This is a genomic window from Bacillus sp. RC240 (assembly GCF_044907945.1).
In the GTDB taxonomy this organism is placed as follows: domain Bacteria; phylum Bacillota; class Bacilli; order Bacillales; family Bacillaceae_G; genus Bacillus_A; species Bacillus_A mycoides.
Map to the genome: position 1 here is coordinate 1118168 of NZ_JBIYCT010000001.1, position 24731 is coordinate 1142898.

A 24731-nucleotide genomic window follows, 5' to 3' on the forward strand; every position below is an offset into this window, starting at 1 on the left:
AAAGAGCGTCCAAGCGTTGGATCTAGGGATGGAACACCCCGAAGTAACGCTCAGGGAGACGAAAGGTTGCTTTCATCGTGGAACTGAGAAGCTCCCACTTCAAGCTTTGCTAAGTGGCGAGTAGTTCACAGCCATCGATTAAACTTCCTGATGTATATTTTCTTTATAATTTCAGTAACTAGAGCATATATTGTTAAAATTCCAAATAACCACGGGAAATAATACAACGGAAGTGGAGTTAAGCCAATTTGGGTACTTAACCTGGTAAATGGAAGGGAAATCCCTATAATCATAACTAAACCTGTAAGTATCAAAACAGGTCTAGCAGCCGTACTTTGTAGAAAAGGAATATGTTGAGTACGAATCATATGCACAATTAATAATTGTGTTAGTAACCCTACTACGAACCAACCCGTTTGAAATAAGGATTGCATTTCAGGAATATTTGCACCAAATATATTCCACATTACGATAAAAATGATTATATCAAAAACACTACTTACCGGCCCAATAAAAATAATAAAACGAAATAAATCTTTTGTATCCCAACTTCTTGGTTTTACTAAAAATTCATTGTCTACTTTATCCCACGGAATTGAAAGTTGGGATAGATTATATAGTAAGTTTTGACATAATATTTGAATTGGTAGCATTGGAAGAAAAGGAAGAAATGCACTAGCAATTAATAAACTTAATACATTTCCAAAATTTGAACTTGCTGTCATCTTAATATACTTCAGTATATTTCCAAACGTTGTCCGCCCTTCCACAATAGCATCTTCTAATACATGTAAATTCTTTTCTATAAGTATAATATCTGAACACTCTTTAACGATATCATCTGCTGTATGGATAGATACACCAACGTCAGACTGTTTTAAAGCAAACACATCGTTAATTCCATCCCCCATAAATCCAACTGTATGGCCATTCATTTGAAGTGCCTTAATAATACGAAATTTTTGACTAGGATTTAATTTTGCGAACACACTTGTTTTACTTGCAAGTTTTACTAATGCTTTATCAGGAAGACTATCAATTTCATAACCCAGTACTGGTTCTCCTATATACAAGCCCATTTTCCTACATACATTTCTTGTCACGGACTCATTATCACCAGTTAAAATTTTCACTTGTACCCCTTTCTTTTGTAGAGTATGAAGTGCAGCCATAGCCGATTGTTTGGGTGGATTTGAAAAACCAACATATCCAACAAGTATCATATCTGATTCATCATCAATAGAGTAACTCCCCACTTTATCACTCTTTAACTGCTTATATGCAACTGCAACAACACGCATCCCCCGTTCCTGCCAGAGTTCAATTAAGTGTTTATTTTTACGTTGGATTTCATCTGTAATAGGAATTATCTTATTATTTTCTTTTATATAACTACAAATTGATATAACTTCTCTAACAGCACCTTTACATAGTATTATTCGTTCGTTAGCATTTGTTTCTACAACAACTGAAACTCGTCTTCGATTAAAATCAAATGGGCATTCATCTATTTTTGAGTATTGAGATATATCATATTCACTACTATCTCTTACATAACGCATAACCGATAGATCAATTTCATTTTTATATGCTGTATGAAAGTAGCCATTTAAATACGCTAATTTCAAAACCTCATCCGACTTCTCTCCATTAGTATCTGTATGGCATACCAGGTCCATTTTATCTTCTGTCAATGTGCCTGTTTTATCGGTACAGAGAATATCCATAGCTCCAAGATTATGGATAGAAGATAGTTGTTTTACAAGTACCTTCTTTTTACTCATATTAATAGAACCTTTAGCCAAATTAGCGGTCACAATCATTGGAAGCATCTCTGGAGTAAGTCCAATCGCTACAGCTAAAGCGAATAAAAATGCCTCATACCAATTCCCATTTATAAATCCATGTATTATCATAACAATAGGTGTCATGATAATCATAAATTTAATTAATAGCCAGCTAACTTTGCTTACCCCTTTATCGAATCTAGAATCAGATTTCTTGTTCAGTTTAAACTGATTCTTTGCTATTGAACCAAAGTAAGTATCTGTTCCAGTACCCACAACTATTGCTTTTGCGGTACCACTTATAATATGAGTTCCCATAAAACAGAGATTTTCCAATTCGATCAAATTTTGGATTTTTCTAATTTTACGTTTTTTGTACATATGGAAATACTGATTTGTTTTAACAATGGGTAATGCTTCCCCTGTTAGTGATGACTGATTTACAAGTAAATTTTCCGATGAGATGATTCGTACATCTGCAGGTACAATATTCCCGGCAGATAATTCTATAATATCCCCTGGTACAAGATTCTCAAGAGCAACTTGTACCTTTCCACTTTCTTCTAATACCGCCCTCTTATTTTCCTTATATAAAACATCTCCCCCCCTGAGAGCAGTTACCTTTCCATATACAAGATTTTTTAATTTTTCTATAGACTTCTGAGAACGAATTTCTTGTATGAACCGAATTAACACACTTACAGCCACCATAATCCCTACAATAATAGTACCCTTTATATCATTAGTAAGAAAAGATAACATCCCTAATATGATTAGAAGAGAAATAAACGGACTTCTAAAAGAATTAAATAATGTTATATACCATTTTATTCTTTTTTGATAAATCACTTTATTTTCCCCATATACTTCAAGCCGCTTAGTAGCTTCTTCCTGAGAAAGTCCATGAGACGATGTTTTAAAAAAAGCTAACGTCGACTCAACATCACTTTTTGCAATTTCACTTAGCATTTTATAATTTTTTCCTAGTACTTCCTGATTATAAAAAGATTTTTTTTTATTAGATCGCAACAACTTAACCTCCTACCCATTAAATAAAATCCCCCTGTTTTTTCAAAATATAATTTTAAAGCTATATTTTTATAATCACCCTGAATTTTTAATCAAATTTAGAAGTGCAATCGCACTTAAATAGTATTATTCTCACCGTAAAAAGTAATTTTTATTTATAGGTTTCCTCTTATTAGCAGCAAAAATTTTGAATATAATGTGGTCTGTCGCAAGTATAATAGTGTAGATGCTTTATTTATTATTTTTGAAGTTAGTTTTAACTATATAATGGATTATGAAGGCCCATAAAAATCCTAAAACAGCTCCTATTAATACATCCAGCGGATAATGTACTCCTACCCAGACCCTTGAAAAAGCAATTAAAAAAGCTAACAATAAAAATGCTTTCCCTAAACGTTTTTCATATAAGCATAAAGTTATAGCTATTGCGAAGGCACTTGTAGCATGATCACTAGGAAAAGAGGCATTAGCGCTATGCTCAACAAGTTGTTTTATATTCAACTGAGAAACAAATGGTCGTTCTCTATAAAAAAACAATCCAATAATTCTATTCAACACAAAAGCAAAACAGCATGCTATAATAGCTTGAATTACACAGGTTCTATTTTTATATTTTTTATTTAACCAAAGAATCATAAATAATAGTATGAACATATACTGAGCATATTCAGCAAAAAAGATCATTAAATAATCGATGTATACATTTCCTTTCACATGCTCATTTATATACCGAAATCCATTATAATCTAGATTGTTTATTAAATTTAACATTTCTCCTCCATAAGCAAATATATTATCTTTTTTTATTGAAAATTGAGATATTTATTAAAAGTCCCATTACTATTAAATTAGCCATTAAAGAACTTCCACCATAACCAATAAATGGAAGGTGGGGTGCCTGTAAGAGAGAACATTCCCGTGACACCTCCTAAATTAACAATAGATTGAAGACCTATCATACTCCCGATTCCTATTGATATTAGACCTCCAAATTGACTTTTACACTCTTGAGCAATCTTAAAAGAGCGAAGTACTATAGTTAATAAACCAGTTAATATGATTAGTACCCCTATAATTCCAAGCTCCTCAGATACAATTGACATAATAAAATCAGTATGAGGCTCAGGTAAAAAACCTTCCTGTTGAATACTATTTCCATACCCACGTCCACTAACTACACCAGATCCTATGGCAATAAATGAATTTACAAGTTGGTAACCATCCCCTTTTGCATCAAGAAATGGATTGAACACCGTTGTAATACGTGCCATTTGAACATCAGATAAACCAAACCTAAAAAGAAAGTATAAAGTCGGTACCCAAACAATTGAAGTAACAGTTATCCATTTCATTAAAATAGAAATGTTTATTCCAAAACATATAAACATACTTACCCCTATTCCTGAAATTAATAATGCAGATCCTAGATTGGGTTGTTTGTATATCAAAAAGAACGTAAACATTAAAAACAAAATAACTTTACCACTGCCTTACCAATATGATTTTTGCACCTCTTGACGCTTTGAAAAAAAAACTGCTAGTACAATAATCACACCCAGTTTAATAAATTCTGCAGGCTGTATTCCAAATATCCAAGATTGTACATTATTAACAACTTTCCCTTTCCATAAAACTAAAAATAGTAATACAATACTTACAATTACAATACACACGGAAACGATGCGTTTTTTCCATATATGTAAAGGTAGTCCTATACAAATTATTAACCCTATTACTCCTAAAAAAGTTTATTTAATTGAGAGCGAAAAAAGAAATCACCACTATAACCATAATTTTTTACTGCAACAATTGAGCTAGCACTATACATCATCAAAATTCCAAATATAATTGTAACGATAAGCGAAAACACCAACGGATAATCCAGTAACTTGAATATTTTTTTCATTTCTATTCTCTCTTTCTCCATGCTTCCAAGAATCTTGTCTACAAACTTTACGGGAACGAAACTAGGTATAAAAACTTAGTATAAATTTTTTATAAGCCTAATAACATTTTTGCAATGGTAAAGTACAGAATTAACCCCGTCCCATCGACTAATGTCGTAATGAACGGACCTGAAATAACAGCTGGATCCAACTTTAACTTATTTAGAATCAAGGGTAATACAGATGAAACAATAGACGACCAAATAACAATGAATAATCCAGTTATAGCTACAACTTGTGCGACTTCTGTACCTACGCCTAAAGTGTACGCACGAATTAATGCCGCCACGGCTAATGTAAGCCCAAGTAAAATACCTACTAATGCTTCTTTTTTCATAACACGAAATATATCTTTAAATTTCACCTCATTTAGAGCTACAGCACGAACCAATGTAGTTACGACCTGTGTACCTGTATTTCCACCAGTTCCAATTAACAATGGAATAAAGAAAGCCAGTGCTACTACATGAGTCAAAGTTTCTTCATAATGTCGAAGTACAGAACCAGTATATGCTTCCGCTACAAACAGAAGTAATAACCAACCTATACGTTTACGGTATATTTGCCAAATAGAGGTTTCGAAATATGGCTTATCTAATGGGGTGCTCCCTCCTAATTTTTGAATATCTTCAGTTGCTTCTTCTTCGAAAACATCCATTGCATCATCAAAGGTTATGATACCTATCATCCGATTATCCATCGTTGTTACAGGTATAGCAGATAAATCATAATCCATTAGCTTTTGTACAGCTTCCTGTTGGTCTAGATCCACTGAAACTGAAATGACATCTGATGCCATTATTGATGATAAAGTCTTATCATCTGAAGCTAGCAATAATTCACGAATAGAAACAATTCCATTAAGCTGACCACGCGTATCAAGAACATAAATATACGAAATTGATTCTACCCCTGCCCCAATTTTTCTAATATGCGACAGCGTATCTTTCACTTTCCAATTTTCCCTGGCGGCAATATAGTCAATTGTCATCAGACTGCCCGCTGTTCCAGATTGAAAAACCAGCAGACTTCTAATTCTTTGTTGAGATTCTTCAGACATAAGTTGTATCAGCTTTTTAGCCTGAAGTGCATGAATTGAAAGAATTACATCAACAAGGTCATCGATAGATTGCCTTGCTAATAGCTCTTCACCTTTATCCAAAGGCAAATTGGTACAAATATTATATTGCTCCTCTGGAGTAAGGTAACTAAGAATTTTCGCACCTTTTTCAGTAGGAAAATATTTCATTAAAGATATCTGATCTTTATGATGAAAATCTTTCATTTCCATTGCAATATCATAGGATTGATTTTTTATAAGCTCTCGCACTAAGTGTATGTCTTGTGTCTTTAATAATTGTTGCAAACATTTTTTCATCGTAATTCCTCCTTAAGGACAATGGCACTTGTTATCATTTTCCCACTTCTGGGAAAACAAATTTCTTAATAAATATGGGATCAATATCATCAATCATTAGTTTTCCCCCCTTTTATAAGAGATTTATTACAAATAAAATTTTGCATATAAAAAACCTCCCCTAGTGATTCAACTAAAGGAGGTTGATTTAAAAAAGACATAGCTAAATAAAGCTCATTCCCCCTAGTTGAGTTTTGGCACTATACAACGTAAAGGATGAATCTTTCATCACTTAGCTATCTTAAGAAGAGCCTTAATCCGACAATTCCTGTTCTACCCATTGGCATCTTTCGATATTTTTGGGCAATAGCCTGTGTTTGTATAGGAGCCTCACCTAACAGGTTATAAATATTTTAAATTTTTTATTCGTTTCGTGTTAAAGCATATCCACTATTTTTGAGCTTGTCAAGTAATAATAAAACTTATTTCTTCATTTTTTGATATCATACCATTCCCAACTCATAGATATAAACAGCTGTATACTGATTTATATTTATACAACGAACTTTACAATTTATGCGCTAAATTTTCTAAACTATAAACTATTAAATTAATTTTTTTTATTATTACACGTGTCCTGACGCTTTATAATTGAAGAATGGTGTAAAAATAAAATATTTAACGTATTATCCGAAAGAATGCTCCTTCCTCAAGCGTGTGAAGGGCGCTAGCCCAACGGTAGGTCGGAGATGAATGATTGCTTTCTTCGTGGAACTGAGAAGCTTCCACTTCAAGCATTGCTAAATGGCGAGTGGTTCACTGTATTTTATTTCAAACAAGATTTATACAAATGAAATGATTTATAGATTTCCTTATATAAATCTCTCGAAATATTTGAAATTTAAATATAAAAAAGTAGAAAGCATTCTTGCTAACAAAAATGCTTTCTGTTTTACACGATTTTTCTAGTATTTATTTATTTTTATTAAAAAAGATATAACTAGGGTCATAAAATAACCATTGATTATCACCAATACTTAACCATCCATTTTGTTCCTTATATACAGAATATGATTCATTTTTATTTAGTTTACGAATTACTTCATAAGTCGTCCCAGGTCCCTTGCGCAGATTTACACCAGAACCAGTTATGGTAACAACACCTATTGAATTATTGTTATCATTATTTAATACATGTAGCATTCTATTCAGAAAGGCAGCAGCTTCTCCGCGAGTGGCTGTACCTTTGGGCATAAATTCGTTTTTTTCATTTCCTTTTACAATCCCTAGTCCATAAACACGTTGTACAGCCTGTTTATCATACGCTAAGTTCTGATCAGTAAAAGGCAAGTCTACTAGCTTTCCAATAATATTTTTATACTGTAACGCTCGATCAATCATAATGACCACTTCATCACGCTTAATTGTGTCATTTGGAGCAAAAATATTATCTCCCCTACCACTAATGATTCCAGCTGCTGCTGCACGATTAATCCCATCTATTAATGAGGGGTGTGCCGTATTAAGATCAGTAAATTTTGAAGTGCCCTCAGGCAATTTTAAGGCTCTAGTAATAAATGTTGCAAATTCTGCTCGAGTAACAAGACGATCCGGCCAATATGAACCTTGTCCATCTCCTACCATAATCCCTTGCGATGCTAATTCACGAATATCTTTTTCATACCAACCACCGGTAATATCATCTTTATTGTTAGCGTTATAATAGTTTTTTGTACCAACTAAGAAATCATTCCAAGCATCTCTTTTAATCATTTTTGATGGACAAATTTTCCCGCTCCAATTTTGATGTTTAACCACATGATCTACAGAAATATCTAACTCCCTCATCAAATATGCTGTTAATTTACGAGCGTTATCCACAGCTTTATCATAGTTCCCATCACTATTTACAGCAATCTCAATTGCAATGGATTGTCTATTTCCAGTTCCATTCGTTCCATCACCTGCATGCCACCCATTCTCATCTAAAGGTAGATGTTGATAAATCTCTTTATCATCCACTGTAAAATGCCACGAAGCAGCACGATCTGTATTCCCTGTTGCTTGGTTATATAAATATTGTGCGTGATTTTTTGCACCTGCCCCTGGGCTCTCATTATCTGTTTCATGAATTGTAATATACTTTGCATTCATCGCATATCCAGGACGAATATTATTGTTACCTTTTGGAACAATCCATTCTGTAAATGGTACACCATATATATTACTAGTAGTAGCTCTTTGCTTAATAAGTGAAGGTTTTGACCCTTTAAATTTTACAGAATGCGATTTTATCCATTTGATTTCACCATCAGTTTGTATTTGAAACCAATCTCCTGCCTGTGCTATAGCATCTAGTGTTTGGGGTTCTAAACTACCATTTTCTTTAAATTCATCAAATGGAGATGAATAAACTTCTGTTTTCTCATTAATTACTATTTTTCTTGAATCATTTGGTAAAGTATAGATATTTCTTTCTATAAAGGCTTGATTACTATTATATATCCAACCTTCTCCCGAGCTTGTTTGAACAAAATACCAGTCACCTTTCTTCTTTGTTCCTGTTGCTATTTGTTTAGGTATTTCACTGGTAACAGTAGATTGTATATTAGGAGAATCATATAAAGTAGTTTGTTTTTGGATATTTACAATAAAGTTTCCTTGTATTTCACCATTTTCATCTATTTTATCCCCTTTTCCATCCTCATCTCTCATATCATCTTCAATACTCTTTATCGCTTCTATATCAGAAGACGTTATTTTAGTTCCCGTTACTACATTTTCTACTGAATCTGCAAACGAAGTAGTAGGAATGTTTATGTTTACTATTTGAAGTACCATGACCGTTGCTAAGACGTTATAAAGTCGTTTATTCATATTAATTTTTAACACACAATGCACGGATTGCGCTGTGTTAAATCCCCCTCCTTTTTTAAAATAGTTTTAGCAAATTTACAAACTGAAATAATTTCAATATTCTGTAATTTCATGCTAAAAACCACCATTTCTGTATTATTGTATATAAATAAAAGTGGAAATTATCTTTAATAACAGTTCTCCCTCCTCTTCCCATATTCATATTTCTAATAATTACACGCATTTTAGAGTAGCGTATAAAAAAAGAACTACAATGATAAAGAATAATTTACCTCTTGAATTTCAGAGTTTAACAAAATTTTATGCAGTGAATATGGGGAAATTATGTCCGTTATTTGAATTCAAATATTTATATATAGTAATTATATATTCAAAATAAAATTAACTTATTCAAAACAGGTCTGTTTTCTCACGGACACCAATAAACAGCACGTTCCATCGGTGCCTGTTCCTGTTCATGTCCCTTTTCTTTTTTCTTTGCTTCTACTATCTGTAGAATCATAGGAAAGGATGACTTATTTACGATTGAATTTATACCAGGTCTATTTAATTGATATGGTGAACCTCATTATAAAAACTAAAATAAATTACACTTCGCAGCAAAATCAATTCATAATAATTAATCAAGAGACGCTTATACAAATAGCTGCTGATCCCTTCATCCTCTTTTAAATTTCAATATAATAATTTTTGGTATAAAGATATTTCTATATTTAGAGTAAGACAGCACAATAAATTTGAGTATTTATATCATTTTATTTATTTCAAATAGTATTTCAAGTAAAATAAGGGATTTTTTTCATTTTTATTTTTCTGTATTTTCTAATTTCATATGTTATAATGAAAAAAACTTAAATTTCGACATTTTTCGTCAAAAAAGGAGAGTGCTCTATGAAACAATCGTTAACGTTTAAAGAAACAATCCCTATTGGACTTATGCTGTTTGCAATATTTTTCGGTGCAGGTAATATGATATTCCCTCCATTATTAGGATATTCATCTGGAACGAATATTTGGATATCGATTTCGGGATTTGTTGTGAGTAGTATTGGACTTCCATTACTAGCCATCGCTGCTATTTCCCTTTTTGGTGGAAATGTTAGTACCCTTGCTAGTAGGATTCACCCCGCCTGTGGTGTTATTATCCCTCTTATCATTTATTTAGCAATTGGCCCTTTTTTCGCCATTCCTCGTACAGGCACTGTTTCATATGAAATGGCAGTTGCCCCCTTTTTAAGTAACACCATGCAAAATCAATGGTATATATTACTCCTATACACATTTGCATATTTCGCTATAACGTATTATCTATCTTTAAATCCCTCTAAATTGGTAGATAGAATTGGAAAATATTTAACCCCGCTGTTACTAATCATGATTAGTATTATTATTGTTAAAGCAATTTCTTCACCAGTTGGATCTATTTCAACACCCTCTGATTCATATCAGGAAGCTCCTTTTTTCAAAGGATTTATTGAAGGGTTTTTAACAATGGATGCCCTTGCTGCTCTCGTATTTGGAATTATCGTAATTAACGCTATAAAAGAAAAAGGTGTTACAAATAAAAAATCCATTGCTAAATCTACTATAGTAGCAGGGCTTATAGCCGCACTTGGATTATCTATCATATATATATCACTTGCTTATATTGGAGCTACTTCTCAAACATTTGGCACATTTGAAAACGGAAGTGTGTTATTAACAAATTTAGTACAACATTTATTTGGGCAATATGGTCTTTCCTTATTAGGAATTACAATGTTATTCGCATGTTTAACTACATCTGTAGGACTCGTTTCAGCATGTGGGAGATTTTTCACAACACTATTTCCAAAGATTTCTTATAACAAAATCATTTTAATTATTTGCTTATTTAGCTTTGGAGTATCAAACCTTGGTTTGTCTATGCTAATTAAACTTTCCCTACCTATCCTAATTGTTATCTATCCTGTAGCAATTGTGCTAATTATCCTCGCTTTTTTTGATCGATTTATAAAAGATAAGCAGGCTGTCTATGTTGGATCAGTTTTAGGAGCATTACTGATTAGTATAGTACAAGGATTAGAAACAGCAGAACTTGCTAGTGACTCGTTGCTTACTTTCATGCAATACGTTCCTCTATATAACGAAGGAATGGGATGGATTTTAATAGCCTTACTTGGCAGTTTGATTGGTTTGATGATTTCAGGAAGAACTAAACAGTGTTCTACTACGTAAAATCATTAAGGCAATTGTAATCATTGGAACAATGTAACTCTAAAGGGGCGTCTGATTCGTGTACAAAAAGAAAATATATAAACGAAAATAGTATCGGGATTGGATTTTTCCTGGTAATAACATTATGTTAGCTTCTTTGAACTCCCCCACTTAACACTCTTACGAGATGTTTGAAGTGGGGGATTCCTGCGAACACCGATGTATCCACCAGTTATCTTAGCAGGCTCTGCCCGTAGTTCCTACGGTAAGAACTGAAGTGTCTTGTACGTTGACTCATCACGCTTCCTACTTTAGCTTGGTTTTCGCAACTTCGGCAAGCGTGGGACGATGGAACGTTGAAGATTTTACGATTGCAACGATTTTTCTGCAACCAACCTCATTTCTTCAGTTTTCAAAGAGCAATCTGTACAAGTATATGCTAGCAAACATTTTGACTTACGCCATCCGACATTCATCTGCCACCTATCTGCTAGTGCTATCACACCTTCACACAAATTGAGGAGGAAGTCTTCTGGCGGAAAAAGATAAAAAGGAAAAGGACGTATTAGTTATGCACTGTATTCAAACAAATAACCTAGAACAGTTACTAGACCAAGTACAATCATATACAAAAAAAGGTAAACTGGCTACTTATATCCCAGAACTAAGAAATGCAAATCCAGATGATTTAGGGATTGCAATTTATCATAAAGAAACAGATTATATCCATGCCGGGAACTCCCAAACGCTTTTGACCCTTCAAAGTATTTCAAAAGTAATTACGCTTGCACTTGCACTTTTAGAGCGTGGCGAAGAGTATGTATTTTCTAAAGTTGGAATGGAGCCAACTGGTGACCCATTTAATTCTATTATTAAACTAGAAACAGCTAACCCTTCTAAACCACTCAATCCAATGATTAACGCAGGAGCACTAGCGATTACAAGTATATTAACAGGGGATAGTAATGACGAGAAGATGGAACGGATTCTTTCCTTTGTGCGTGATATTACGGTCAATCCTACAATTAATTACTCTTCAAAAGTAGCCGGCTCTGAATTAGAAACAGCTTACTTAAATCGTTCTCTTTGCTACTATATGAAACAAAATGACATTATCAATGGCGATGTAGAGGCGTTAATGGACTTATACACACGTCAATGTGCAATTGAGGTAAACTGCATTGATTTAGCACGGATTGGTTTGATTTTTGCAATGGATGGATATGATCCATATAGAAAAAAACAAATCGTTCCGGAACATATAACAAAAATTTGTAAAACATTTATGGTCACATGCGGCATGTACAACGAATCTGGTGAATTTGCAATTCGCGTCGGAATACCCGCCAAGAGTGGGGTTGCCGGTGGGATATTCGGATGCGTAAAAGGAGAAATGGGAATTGGTATTTTTGGACCCGCTTTAGATGCTAACGGAAATAGTATAGCTGGTTTTAAAATGCTAGAACTACTTTCCGCACAAGAAGGCTGGAGTATGTTTTAACGAATTCCCCGAAAGAATTCTCCTTCCTCAAGCGTTGGACATCTAGGGGTGGAACACCTCGAAGTAAAGCTCAGGGAGACGAAAGGTTACTTTCGTCGTGGAACTAAGAAGCTCCCTCTTCAAACTTTGCTAAGTGGTGAGTAGTTCACATTCATAAGTTATTATCTAACTGCTGGTGTTCACCATCCAATAAAACCAGTAACTACATCCAAAAAAGTGCTCCTAGATTTATCTAGGAGCACTTTTTTAGGAAATACTCTGCTCTCCATGCTTTGCCTCACACCCAAAAATAAGGGAGCAGATTCTACTCTATAGGTTGACTGTGAATTTGTCGATTCATGGTAACCCAAGTGGTTGTAAACAAAATCATTAATAGTATTACAATGATATATAATCCGGTTTGAGGTATCATGGTACCAATCATTACGCCCATCAATAAGAGGGTTGGAATTTGAATAGTCTTAAGTTTTTCTTTTGGAATCACTTTAGGGATGATTGGCTTCACATTCCATTATTAATACATTTTCGAACAGTTTTTATTTTCATACATCTAAAGAATCCACGATACCTCTATAAAAGTGAATTCATTACTCAAAAACCTCCCTAAACAACTCATGTACTGCTTTACCTTGATGAAAACGAATTTCCTCTACGTTTTCATGTAATACAATATTTCCGTCTTTTAAAAAGATTACCTCATCAAATGTATTTTCAATTTCTTCTATTAAATAATTTTTTACACCATAACACAAAAAAGACATGAGTCTATACTTCTCAATGACTCATGTCTTTTCTTTTTAAAGTTTATTCTACCGTTTTTATTAAAAGCAAATACTTCTACTTTGTGCTACTATATCGAAACACATACTTTATTTTATAAAAAGTATTATTTTAATTTTGTCAATTCCCAACATTGAGCATCTGTACCATTGTCTGGCCATTGTTGAATATTAGCACCATTGTTTTGTATACTACTCTTCAGATCAAGTAATTGGCCGCTATGCTTAGCTATCAATTTAAGCGTTCCATCCGAATTTTTTTCGATTTTCCATTTTTGATGATCTCCACCAATGTCTTCCCATTGTTCTACATTCGCACCATCACTGTTTGAAGCTCCGGACACAGTAAGCAATTTTCCACTATGAACTGCTTTGATTTTATAATACCCATCTGCCATCTTCTCTAGTTCCCATTTTTGATGATCTCCGCCGTTATAATCCCATTGTTGGACGTTTACACCATTATCCTTTGAGGCGCTAGATATATCTAATACTTTTTGACTTCCTTTATTTTTGATGATATAGACACCACTGTAGTCAATCCCTTCAATACCATCGCAACAAAGTATTTTTGCTTTTTGCAATGTATCTTGTTGCAATTTTTCGTCTAAAATTGTTTTTGTTAGTTTGTGGGTCAACTGTTCATTCTCATTGAGTAATTCTTCTGCACTCTGCTTCCCTTCGTTGAAGGCCCGAATTGCATCTTGTATTTTTAATTTTTCTGCTACGATTACTCCTGCAGCCGCTAACTCAGCTTCTCCAATACCTGTCACGATTTTCTTCTGTGCTTCTTTACAATTGCTTTCGTGAATAGCTGTCACTTCATTCGTCATTTCTACTTTACGATAAATTTGTCCATCAGGAATAAGCTTATATTTATAATCAACTTTTGCTTTGTTTGTCACTTTCTTAGGCACTGGGTTATCAATCAACACTTGGAAGGTGACTCTTGTCGTCGTCCCGGGCTCTACCGTACCAATATTCACGCCATTTTCTATATTGCCTGAGAGAGGGCGCCCATCTATCTGTAAACTGCCTGGAACCAACTTCGTTCCATTTGGAATTTGATCCTCAATTACGACATCGGTCAGTTGTGTATCACCTGTATTAGCAACTTCAATGGTATAGGTTATAATGTTACCTGCCTTGACATAAACTGACATGTCTTGCCGTTTCACTACCTCTACCTCTACTTTTCGAATGACCGTAATGGCTTCATTACTATCTGCTGTACCTGAAGAGACCGGTAAGCCTGGGGCACTTTGGAAATCATACACGACAGTAGCTTTATTCACCGCTCTATTGTCTGGTGGCACTTTTAATACTAAGGTTTGAAAGGTAACTTCCGTCGGGCCTTCGATAGATATGGAACCAATGTCTACTCCTTTTGTCGGATCTCCACCAGGTATAGGAACGCCATCGATCTGTAAGCTGTCTTCAACAAACTTTAATTCTGGTGGAAGAGTGTCTTTTAAAATAGTTTTTTGTGCTTCGGTCATTCCACTGTTTTCAATTAATAGAGTGTAAGTAAGGATTTCACCCACGATAGCTGCTTCTTTATCTACTTCTTTATTAATTTTGATTTCTGGACTATTCACATCAATTTGGACACCCAGACCTGTCACTATATAACCATCTGATTTCGAAGTCAGTTGAACTAATGCCTCCGTTTGTGAATTCTCCATAGCTGTAGAAGCGTCCACATTGGTAATATCCCAATTATAACGAACTGCTGGTCCGGCACTTCCTGGTATGACATTTACATTCCCATAGGTACCACTCGTATCTAGATTCCCTGCATCATCATTAATTTGTGAAGCAAAGAAGTTGTCAATCGGATTATTGGGACCTGAAATGGGCTTTAAAGAAGAGGCATCTTTTCCAAAAAGTAACTGATCTCCTGGAATCTTTGAATCTCCTTCCATTGCGGTTAGCAACAATCTTGCTTTGACATCACCAAGTTCAGGCGTAGAGAAGCCAGAAATTTTCTGGCTTACTGATCCCGTTTTCTCAATCGATGCAGTTCCGACATGAATGTTCATATTTCGAAGAGACAGTGTAGGATCTTTATAAACCACAGATAAAGTCCATCCCCCCACGTTGTTCCCTTTATATCTTTGTACTGTCGCTGGTACACCACTGACAGTATAATTACCAGCCCCACCTGCATCTATAAAACTAGTAACATTGGCAGAGCGAACATAAAATATTTGGTTCGCCTGAGCTACTTGCTGACTCGTAGTCGGATCTGGCGTAATGAGGGTGCTCCCTTTTGGTGAGATTAACGTTATGGCCCGATCTATTTCACTCGTCACATCCTCGGTACTCGTTTTTGTTGATCCACCCCAAATTAGCTCTGCATATAATACTATGCTTCCCGTTGGTAAGCGAAGCTGTGCAGCAGAAGCATTTTCTTTCCAATCTAGTGTGGTACCTGCAGGATATCCTGGTACCTGCTTAGACAAATCTAATGTGATAAATGCACCAATATCTGTATAACTGATATTTATATTACTTAGACCCAGTGTGTTGCCAGTAAAAGTAACCGCCCCGTTAGTCGTGGTTGAATATCGCTGAATAAACGCCATGATTCTCACCCTTTCTCTATTTATCTATTCCTATCCCTACTTACAACCACAACATAGGTCTTTAACTTGATCTAACTTTTTCTTCAACTCTTTTTCCAGATTAGCAATTTGCTGAACTGCTTCCTTTGCACTCTTGTTAATTGCTAGCAAATCCGTCACTTTAATCTGGCCACCTCGGAATGAATTAATTGCTGCTTGAATCTTTTCGCCTTCCATGTAAAGAATCGTGGCTAGGCCTTTTTCCTCTTGTGCGATGGAATGAATGATTAAGTCACGTGACCATTCACAGGTTGTTCGTCCTGCTGGCACATTGGTTTGTACTTCGTTACTGACCGCATCTACATAACCACCTGAATACTGAGAGCCCATGTAAGCTTTATTCCTAATCACTCCACTAGAATGGGGTTTAATCACTTCAACTTTAAATGTAATGATGATAGGCCCTTCAATGGATAGTCTATCAAGTACAATCGTTTTCGTTGGATCTTCACCAGGTTTTGATTCACCGTCAATTTCCACACTATTCGGGACAAACTGCACCTCTTCTGATAGAAAATCCTTAAAATGACAATTAGTAACATCAATTAGACTATCATTGGAAATGGTAAACGTATATGTTAGAATATCTCCTACCACCGCATCAATTTTGTCTACTTCCTTTTCTATACTCACTTTCGGAAAATTAGACATGTGCCTCTCCCTTTCTTTTCTGTAATTCATACCTTATTAGTGATGAATCAGATTCCCTATTTTTCAAAAGCATCTGAGGAAAAGTAAGACATCCTCTTCTTCTCTACTTACAACCACTACATAAATCCTGAATCGTATTTCTCTTGTTCTGTAGTTCTTGTTTCAATGTAGATAATGTTTGAGAAACACTATTTTCACTCTGAATAATCAAATTCTGTTCATTTTTTGTAATCCTGCCACTATTAAAGGCTTGATTTGCCGTCTTTATTTTTTCTGCTTCTGCATCCAGTAACTCCTGAATGGCCTTCTCTTCCTGTTTAATTGAAAATTCAATGGTACTTTGATTGTTCTCACAGTTAGTAGGAGGACGCACAATCACTTTTGTCTCTGTTATATTACTGGCTGCTTCTCCTTTTTTGATAGGCGATCCAGAAGCACTTTCAAATTCATAATTTAAGGTGGCTTTATTTTTCACTAGCTCATCTGGAGGAATATTGATTACTTTCGCTTGAAATGTCACTTCAATCAGTTCTCCTGTTCCTACCATTCCTAGCTTAATCCCATTATTTACATTCACACTAGGTTGAGGCACACCATCCACAAAAACACTACCTGGAACAAACTTCAACTCTTTTGGAAGGATATCTTTCAAAAGAGTGTTTTGTGCGTCAACCGGATCCATATTTGTTACAAGAACGGTATAAGTCAAAATATCTTTTACTTTTGCCTCATTTTTGTTTACTTTTTTATTTATTTCCATCTTCAGACTATCCTCCATTAATCTATTCGCCTCAGTTTTCATATTTACATACCCCCGACTTTGAGACATATTTCATCACCCTTTCCATCATCGAATCAAATTATATATGGATGTTATGAGCAAAAATCACAAATTTCTTGGGTAACAGCGAGTTTATCTTTAAGCACTGATTCTAGTACGATTAGGCTGTCTAACATATCCTCCACACTTTCATTGACAGCGATGAGATCTTGGACTCCTATTTTCTTATCTCCAAACGCACGAGCAGCTACTTCAATTTTTTCTGCTTCTGCCCGCATAATCCTAGCAATGCTTTGTTCCGCCTCAGCAATCGTTTGGATAATCTGATTTTTCCCTTCTTCACAGGTAGGTGGCTCAATCACTTCAATCCCAGGTTTGTTACTAATACTCGTCGCTGTCGAAATAGGTAAATCTGGTCTACTCTGAAAATCAAAGATCATCGATGCTTGATTATGCACCACTTTATCATCAGGCTCTTTCATGATTTTCGCTTGATACGTGATGAGGACTGTTTCTCCTACAGCCAAAGTACCAATGTTCACACCCTTAGCAATATCTTGTCCTGGCCATGCCGCACCTCTGATTCGTAAACTATCTGGTAAATATTCAAGTTCTGGATCTAAGTAGTCCTGAAAAATCACATTAGTCGCATCTACATAGCCATCATTTTTTACTTCCAAAGTGTAAGTTACTATTTCACCTACTACAGCTTGTTTTTTATCCCCCGACTTATTCATTTTTACGATTGGGCTATTGGCGTCAATCTGTACTCCATATCCACTCACCAAATAGGTATCTTGCGCCGTCGCAATACGGGCGATTGCCTCGGTTTGACTATGATGCAACGTGTGAGAAATATCTACATTCGTGATATCCCAACCCGATCGTACGCCAAATCCGTCTGATCCAAGAGGCTTATTGAGCGTTCCAGCAGTTCCACTAGTATCTAAATTTCCTAGATCATCGTTAATCTGCGACGCAAAAAAATTATTTCCAGGATTATTCGGCCCAGATATCACCGAAAGCGACGAACGATTGGGACCAAATTCAAAGCGATCGCCAGGAAGATTAGAGTTTCCTTCCAGTGCCGTAAGCATGACACGTCCCTGGATATCCCCACCTTCTGGGGTTTTAAAATTATAAATCAGCTCATCCACTGGAGGATTAGACATAGAAATCACTTGAGACCCAACATAAATATTCATATTTCGAATTTTAAGTAATGGATGTTTATAAGCGACAGCCAACGTCCATCCCACTGTATTGGTAGAAGCTAGAAAAAAAGTACAATCTCTTACCGTTCCGGGAATACCACCTACTATATAAGTTCCAGCTCCACCTTTTTGTACAAATTCAGTTACATTCGCAGAGCGAACATAGAAAACTTGACCGCCAAAGACGGACTCTTCTCGTGCAGTGAAGGCATCTGGTGCGATGGATACAGTAGCAGCTGGGGTGGTAAAAGTAATCGAAGTATTGATAGCTGAACGAACATCAGTATATTGATCTTTAGTCGATCCACCCCAGATCAACTCGGCATACAATATTTCACTGTCTGCAGGGATTCTCAGCATAGCCAAAGAGGAATTTTCTTGCCAGTTCATTGTACTTCCAGCTGGATAGCCTGACACTTGTTTAGAACTATCTGTTGTCAAAAAAGCCCCGATATCTGTACTTCCATCTGCATAACCTAATGTATTTCCTGTAAATGTAATCGCACCATTGGTTGTTTGGGTGAAACGATGAATAAATGGCATATTCTTCCCCCTTTTCAATCTAAATAAAGCTATAAATTCTTGTGCTTCTTTCTCATTAATCTACTAACAACAAATCTGCTTAGCAATTTCTAATTTATCTTTTAATAATTTCTCCAACTGTGTAGCTTTTTGGACTACTTTTTCGACACTCTGATTAATCCTAGCAAGTTCTTGGGCAGAGATTCTTTCTTCTTCAAATGCCTTTACCGCTTCTTGTACCTTTACACTTTCTGCTTGAAGGATTTTCATCAAACCGAGCTCTTGTTGTGCTACTGATTCAAAAATCTGATTTTGTGCTTTTTGACAATCGGTCTCCAACCACGCCGTAATTAGGTTACTTGTTACTACTTCCTCACGCACATTGCTACCTGGTTTCAGCTGAAATTGATAAATTGCCTCTGCTTGGTTATCTACTTTCACTGGCAACGGACTTTGTAACGCTACTTGAAATGTAATCACAGCTGTTTGGTCAGGAATTAATGTACCAAGAGGAATTCCTGTTGTTAAATCATCAAGCACCGGTGCACCATTTACTTTTAAACTCCCTGGAACGAGTACCGTTCCTGTAGGTATGACATCTTTAATAAAAAGTGCATTTACTGAAGTATCTCCATTATTGGTAATATCGAGCGTGTAGGTGATAATACCTCCCCTTTTATCGTAAACCGAACGATCTTCACTTTTCACGAGATCGACTTGTACATGCTTAATGATAGTATTTACTTCATTTGAGCTACTAGATCCTGATGTGAGAGGTAAACCCGCTGCACTTTGGAACTCGTAATCCAGCTCACCCGTATTAGTCACCTTTCCATCTGTAGGGACTGCAATCACTTTCACTTTAAATATGATCTCGACTGGTCCTTCTATGCTTACAGATCCGATATTGACTCCTTTAGCTGGATTTTCTCCGGGTTTGGCTTGCCCATCGATAGTTAAGCTGTTCTGCACAAATTCTAACTCATCTGGAAGAATATCTTTAAAAATGGAATTCTGTGCTTCTACTAGTCCACTATTTTCTACTAAAATTGTGTAAGTTAACTCGTCTCCGACTATTGCTATATCTTTATCCACTTGTTTGTCTATCTTAAGTTCCGGACTATTCACATCAATTTGAATCCCTAATCCAGAAAGGATGAATCCATCCATATCTGTTTTGAACCGAGCAATCGCTTCAGTTTGTGAGATTTCCATGGCGTTTGAAATATCCACATTCGTAATATCCCAGCCATAGCGCTGTGTAGACTGTTTTTGCCCTGGGGTTACATTACTATTTCCCGCTGTCCCACTAGTATCTAAATTTCCACCATCATCATTAATCTGTGAAGCGAAAAAGTTATCCACTAAGTTATTCGGTCCAGAAATGGCTTGTAATTGGCCTGGGGATGGACCAAATAAAAATTGGTCCTTAGAAATGAAACTATCGCCTTCGATAGCATTCAATAAAGCTCTTGCCTGAAACGGTTTGGATTCAGGTGTCCCAAAACCTTTAATTTTTTGATCCACTACATTCCCTCTTTCAACAGATGCCACACCAACATATAAGTTCATATTTCGTGAAGGTAAAGAAGGATTTTTATATATAACAGCAAGCGTCCATCCTGCTGCATTACTTTTACTTGGCCGTTGGATTGTGGCTGGTACCCCACTTACAGTATAAGAACCTGCCCCACTCGCCTTTATTAGTTTAGTAACATCAGCTGTACGAATATAAAATGTGTGATTTTCATGCACTACTACTTGGGCCGTTGTAGCATCAGGAGATATTGTTTGTATTGAACCTTGTGGGTTAGTTAAGGAAATGGGAACGTTAATATCTCCTGTAACATCCACTGCATTAAATTTTGAGGTACCTCCCCAAATCAACTCTGCATACAGCACTTCACTAGCTACAGGAAATTTCAGAAATGCTTGAGAAGCATTCAATTTCCAATTCAATGTACTACCTATTGGATAACTTGGGACTTGTTGGGTAAGATCCAACGTAATGAATGCTCCAATGTCATTATAGCTAGGATTATTCGAACCAAATCCTAGCGTATTACCTGTAAACGTCATCGCACCATTTGTAGTCGTTGTATAACGCTGAACTATTGACATTCTCTTCGTCCTTTCTATAACAACTAGAATAATAACTATTATTTTATTTTTTAATAAAACTTAAGGGGGGATTTTAATTCATATAATTGCCTCCTATGTAAATATTTGATAACACGAATTATATTTCACTCACTGAAAAACTATATCTATAATTAAATGTTCTTTCTATTTATCATTATTTATCTGATTTTTCAGGTAAATATATTTCAAATCCAGTTCTGCTGTGAAAATCATTTAATAGGAATACCACCACATCTCTATTAGGCTAATAATAAAAAAATGATATCATTCAAATTTTTCAGTTAACAATTATAAAGATTTTGATATTTGGACAGATTGTAACTCCTAGCATTTATCGTTTGAAGGTTGAAACAAAACATACTGATGATAAAATAGGAATATTTTACACTGATCCAATCGAATTGAAGAATAGGGATTGGTGGAACAATACAGACAAAAAAGCAACTAATTGAAATTGGTCGCTTTTTTGTCTTCTATTTACTTGGCCTCTTATAGGGAACAGCCGAGATACGTGTAAAAATAGGTCATAGACTTACTTTTATGGTTCTGGTGCAAAAACTATATGACTTATGTAACTAATCTCTGAAACTTGGACATACTGATACTAGTACTCTAAAAAAGGACGTGATTAGTATGGAAAAGCAAAACCTATTCAAGTGGAAACAGATTATTCAGTATTTTCTTTAGGGGATTGAACAGGCATGCACGATTGCCCAAACTGTTCAATTGGACAAAACATTGGAGGAATGGCCTGGTGAAACCCCGGGCGGTGTGCTACGCAATATTGCATCTCACAACTCCTACCATTTAGGAGAAATTGTGCTGATTCGCAGATTATTTAGCGCTTGGCTACCGCCAGCATTTCGGAAAAAAACCATGCTAAGAGCATGCAAGGTTTTATACAGTTTTTCGGCTAATCCAGTAACAAACAAGAACCCTAAAACCGCGCCAGGATAGGAATGTATAAAAAAATGCATAGATCCGTAGAACAAAAAAAGGAGGTTCCCTTGTGAAAGTAGGGATCCACCTTTTTCTTTCTACCCATAATAGGACTTTATGTTAACTTCTATGAATACAATATACATCCATCTCATAAGAAAAACCGCTAGGAAAACATCTTGACGGTCCTTTTGTGTATAAATCCCATGAGGAGTGATAGATATGATCCGGCACCCGTAACCATGTATAGATCGGTATGTTTTCGTTTTCCAAGCAGGTCAAACATATATAATTCACTGTCTGTTTAGACTTGCGTAATGGCTAAATTCCTTATTGATTATTTTATCGTGAGCTGGCGCTACTTGTGGACCTACCGAGTTGATACACGTTACCAGAATATGCTTCCCGTCTAGAGATCCGACGGCTCTCGATTCATATCCGAAAGTACCTCCGGCATGCCCCCAGTAAGATTGCCCATCCGCTGTTTTAAATTCATGATTCTACAGAAAGAATAGCGTATTTGTTCTTTTTATGGATACATTTTTTTAGCTCGATGGCGATGTGGTGTTACCTCAAATATAATTATTTTATTTGAAGGTCTCTTTTAAATTTTTTTCAAATCTTTTCATAGGTTGATATACAAGGACGTGTAGTGATAAACCTATCACCGCAGTAATGTTTAAAATAATACTTATAAACATTAAAGACCATTCTATAACTGGAGAAAAGTATCCGTTCGTACTTAATGTAGAAGAACTTACACCTAATATTAAAATCACTATTAGTAAAGGTAAGTTTTTAACCAATTTGAATCCCCCTTTAAACACAATATCTTTATATTATTATATCACACACTAGGTTATGTAATTAATATAAGATAGTTATCTATGGGAATTTAACATATTTTTTCATTTTGGGGGTAACCTATTTATTAGCTTGATAGCGATGTGGCGGTACCCCTTACTGTAAAGAGATAATAAAGTTATTGAATTTTGTTATGAAATATATAAAAGCCTTGCACATTTTATTGTACTAAGGCTCTTTAAAGTTGTTTAATTTCTATCCATTTAATTGCATTTGCACTCAAAAATTAATAATAAAGTTATTTAATCCTTATTGAACTAAAGCACCTGTTAGTTGAATAATAACAAAATGAACTGACAGGCAACAGATATGGAAATTGGGTTGAAAAAGATATTGATTGTATTTACTTGCTTGATTCGCAAACCGAATTGCTCCTAATTAGCCAGTCTTTGATTAGTTCTTGTACTATTTTACGTTTTTCTATTTGAAGCATATGACCCGCACCATCTAAAATGGAAAACGTAGCATTCGGAAATTTTTCTAGAAGAAAAAAGTGATCTTTATAACCACAGATTGAATCTTGTTTCCCTAGAATGATGAGTACAGGTTGTGTAAGTGTACTTACATCATTAAGCGGTTCTTCAGAAAGAAAATACCCTTTCTCTCTCCAATTTGACATTAAAAAATTTTTATTAGCTAATAATCGTCCAGGTTGGATTTCGTTTAAAAAGTAATTAAGGTTCTCTTTATTTTGATAATTCATTAATGTTTCAAAAGCCATTCTTATATCAGAATCCAATTCTGTTAATAAATCTTCATCTTTTGTAATAACTATTTTTTTAGGAAGATTCCTATCTTTCAAATGAAGTGAAGTGGCCAGCAAACAAATACTCTTTACATTTTTATGTCTATGGTGCAAAATACCTTGTGCCAAATATCCTCCATATGAAAAACCAATAAGAGAAAATGCTTGGTTAGGAATTGTCATATCAATAAAGTTCAAAATATTTAAAAACATATCATCTGAAGAGTTGAAATTTTCGTCAATTAAACTTCGACCGTGAGCAGGTAAATCTATATATATCCTCTGAAAACCCTGAATCTTATCAAAAATTGGCTCTATCCAAGCTTTCATAGATTTATGGTCTGTACCCATTGAATGCATTATTAATATCGGAAAGCCATTCCCTATGATTTCATAATAAATACTACCCTTTGCAACTAAGCAATTCATTGAAATTTTTCTCCCTATTCATATCAATTTTATCCAACCTATTTTATGTCAACCTACTATGATATAGTTCTGTACTAAGTTGAAAATACCTTTTGACCACTTGATAGAAAGATTTTTAAATAACTTTATTATTCTTTAAATGACTATGTTGTGAATTAAACAACTTTATTGTCATTGTACAATTACCAAATAATTGTGGTTCACCTTGAATAGAAAGAATAACGTTTTTTTACACTTGGGGGTAGTCGGATTTCTTAAGTTGATGGGCATGGGGTAGTACCACATCACCATCAAGCTAAGAAAAGCAAATACCCCCCAAACGAAAAAATAAGCTTTTTATTACAA

The 24731-nt window shown here is 35.1% G+C and carries 13 protein-coding genes, 4 pseudogenes and 1 riboswitch; of the genes and pseudogenes, 3 read left to right on the forward strand and 14 right to left on the reverse strand.

The features are described from left to right. Positions 1 to 125: 125 nt before the first annotated feature. The 5 genes and pseudogenes from mgtA to ABH955_RS05870 all read right to left on the reverse strand — a co-directional run bounded on the left by mgtA (position 126) and on the right by ABH955_RS05870 (position 8996). On the reverse strand, positions 126 to 2819 hold the full coding sequence (mgtA, locus tag ABH955_RS05850) for a magnesium-translocating P-type ATPase (protein WP_328016987.1): 2694 nt from the start codon (positions 2817 to 2819) through the stop codon (positions 126 to 128). A 228-nt stretch (positions 2820 to 3047) separates the two neighbouring features. Further along, complete coding sequence (locus ABH955_RS05855; RefSeq protein ID WP_033729449.1) at positions 3048 to 3587, reverse strand: undecaprenyl-diphosphatase; 540 nt, start codon at positions 3585 to 3587, stop codon at positions 3048 to 3050. A 22-nt stretch (positions 3588 to 3609) separates the two neighbouring features. After that, positions 3610 to 4722: pseudogene (locus ABH955_RS05860) on the reverse strand (FtsW/RodA/SpoVE family cell cycle protein). A gap of 89 nt (positions 4723 to 4811) precedes the next feature. Continuing rightward, the gene (mgtE, locus tag ABH955_RS05865; protein WP_002185814.1) at positions 4812 to 6140 is read right to left on the reverse strand and encodes a magnesium transporter; all 1329 of its coding nucleotides are present in this window, start codon (positions 6138 to 6140) and stop codon (positions 4812 to 4814) included. A 211-nt stretch (positions 6141 to 6351) separates the two neighbouring features. Next, positions 6352 to 6528: riboswitch (M-box (ykoK) riboswitch) on the reverse strand. A 563-nt stretch (positions 6529 to 7091) separates the two neighbouring features. Then, positions 7092 to 8996 (reverse strand): S-layer homology domain-containing protein, encoded by a 1905-nt coding sequence (locus tag ABH955_RS05870; RefSeq protein WP_404453885.1) that lies wholly within the window; start codon positions 8994 to 8996, stop codon positions 7092 to 7094. Between the two features lie 891 nt (positions 8997 to 9887). On the opposite strand from ABH955_RS05870, the gene brnQ reads away from it, so the two are divergent. Then, positions 9888 to 11213 carry a branched-chain amino acid transport system II carrier protein gene (gene brnQ, locus ABH955_RS05875; RefSeq protein WP_003189324.1) on the forward strand — a complete coding sequence of 442 codons (1326 nt, stop codon included), beginning with the start codon at positions 9888 to 9890 and terminating at the stop codon, positions 11211 to 11213. A gap of 550 nt (positions 11214 to 11763) precedes the next feature. Further along, the gene (glsA, locus tag ABH955_RS05880) at positions 11764 to 12693 is read left to right on the forward strand and encodes a glutaminase A (RefSeq protein WP_078214540.1); all 930 of its coding nucleotides are present in this window, start codon (positions 11764 to 11766) and stop codon (positions 12691 to 12693) included. Between the two features lie 587 nt (positions 12694 to 13280). Here the strand turns inward: glsA and ABH955_RS05885 are convergent. From ABH955_RS05885 to ABH955_RS05910, 6 genes and pseudogenes are all read right to left on the reverse strand, one after another. Next, a pseudogene (locus tag ABH955_RS05885) lies at positions 13281 to 13421 on the reverse strand (ABC transporter ATP-binding protein); the annotation flags it as partial. Between the two features lie 158 nt (positions 13422 to 13579). Further along, positions 13580 to 16060, reverse strand: a complete 2481-nt coding sequence (locus ABH955_RS05890) for an RICIN domain-containing protein (protein WP_404490955.1) — start codon at positions 16058 to 16060, stop codon at positions 13580 to 13582. A gap of 36 nt (positions 16061 to 16096) precedes the next feature. Next, complete coding sequence (locus ABH955_RS05895; protein ID WP_404490956.1) at positions 16097 to 16750, reverse strand: DUF11 domain-containing protein; 654 nt, start codon at positions 16748 to 16750, stop codon at positions 16097 to 16099. A gap of 103 nt (positions 16751 to 16853) precedes the next feature. Then, entirely contained in the window at positions 16854 to 17579 is a 726-nt protein-coding gene (locus ABH955_RS05900; RefSeq protein ID WP_016126991.1) for a DUF11 domain-containing protein, read from the reverse strand. Positions 17580 to 17623: 44 nt separating this feature from the next. Then, the gene (locus ABH955_RS05905) at positions 17624 to 19288 is read right to left on the reverse strand and encodes an alpha-helical endospore appendage domain-containing protein (RefSeq protein WP_002068932.1); all 1665 of its coding nucleotides are present in this window, start codon (positions 19286 to 19288) and stop codon (positions 17624 to 17626) included. A gap of 63 nt (positions 19289 to 19351) precedes the next feature. Beyond that, positions 19352 to 21388 carry an alpha-helical endospore appendage domain-containing protein gene (locus ABH955_RS05910; RefSeq protein ID WP_404453893.1) on the reverse strand — a complete coding sequence of 679 codons (2037 nt, stop codon included), beginning with the start codon at positions 21386 to 21388 and terminating at the stop codon, positions 19352 to 19354. Positions 21389 to 22063: 675 nt separating this feature from the next. Here ABH955_RS05910 and ABH955_RS05915 point away from each other — a divergent pair. Next, positions 22064 to 22366 (forward strand): annotated as a pseudogene (locus ABH955_RS05915) (hypothetical protein); the annotation flags it as partial. Positions 22367 to 22641: 275 nt separating this feature from the next. On the opposite strand, the pseudogene ABH955_RS05920 reads toward ABH955_RS05915, so the two are convergent. The 3 genes and pseudogenes from ABH955_RS05920 to ABH955_RS05930 all read right to left on the reverse strand — a co-directional run. After that, positions 22642 to 22845 (reverse strand): annotated as a pseudogene (locus ABH955_RS05920) (serine hydrolase domain-containing protein); the annotation flags it as partial. Between the two features lie 90 nt (positions 22846 to 22935). After that, the gene (locus ABH955_RS05925) at positions 22936 to 23154 is read right to left on the reverse strand and encodes a hypothetical protein (protein WP_404449072.1); all 219 of its coding nucleotides are present in this window, start codon (positions 23152 to 23154) and stop codon (positions 22936 to 22938) included. Positions 23155 to 23555: 401 nt separating this feature from the next. Next, positions 23556 to 24386 carry an alpha/beta fold hydrolase gene (locus ABH955_RS05930; RefSeq protein ID WP_404490957.1) on the reverse strand — a complete coding sequence of 277 codons (831 nt, stop codon included), beginning with the start codon at positions 24384 to 24386 and terminating at the stop codon, positions 23556 to 23558. Positions 24387 to 24731: the final 345 nt, after the last annotated feature.

What these genes read in the sequence shown, in the direction of transcription:
- ABH955_RS05855 (WP_033729449.1), bottom strand. Translation starts at nt 3,587, where the DNA reads ATGTTAAATTTAATAAACAATCTAGATTATAATGGATTTCGGTATATA.
- mgtE (WP_002185814.1), bottom strand. Translation starts at nt 6,140, where the DNA reads ATGAAAAAATGTTTGCAACAATTATTAAAGACACAAGACATACACTTA.
- ABH955_RS05870 (WP_404453885.1), bottom strand. Translation starts at nt 8,996, where the DNA reads ATGAATAAACGACTTTATAACGTCTTAGCAACGGTCATGGTACTTCAA.
- brnQ (WP_003189324.1), top strand. Translation starts at nt 9,888, where the DNA reads ATGAAACAATCGTTAACGTTTAAAGAAACAATCCCTATTGGACTTATG.
- glsA (WP_078214540.1), top strand. Translation starts at nt 11,764, where the DNA reads ATGCACTGTATTCAAACAAATAACCTAGAACAGTTACTAGACCAAGTA.
- ABH955_RS05890 (WP_404490955.1), bottom strand. Translation starts at nt 16,060, where the DNA reads ATGGCGTTTATTCAGCGATATTCAACCACGACTAACGGGGCGGTTACT.
- ABH955_RS05895 (WP_404490956.1), bottom strand. Translation starts at nt 16,750, where the DNA reads ATGTCTAATTTTCCGAAAGTGAGTATAGAAAAGGAAGTAGACAAAATT.
- ABH955_RS05900 (WP_016126991.1), bottom strand. Translation starts at nt 17,579, where the DNA reads ATGTCTCAAAGTCGGGGGTATGTAAATATGAAAACTGAGGCGAATAGA.
- ABH955_RS05905 (WP_002068932.1), bottom strand. Translation starts at nt 19,288, where the DNA reads ATGCCATTTATTCATCGTTTCACCCAAACAACCAATGGTGCGATTACA.
- ABH955_RS05910 (WP_404453893.1), bottom strand. Translation starts at nt 21,388, where the DNA reads ATGTCAATAGTTCAGCGTTATACAACGACTACAAATGGTGCGATGACG.
- ABH955_RS05930 (WP_404490957.1), bottom strand. Translation starts at nt 24,386, where the DNA reads ATGAATTGCTTAGTTGCAAAGGGTAGTATTTATTATGAAATCATAGGG.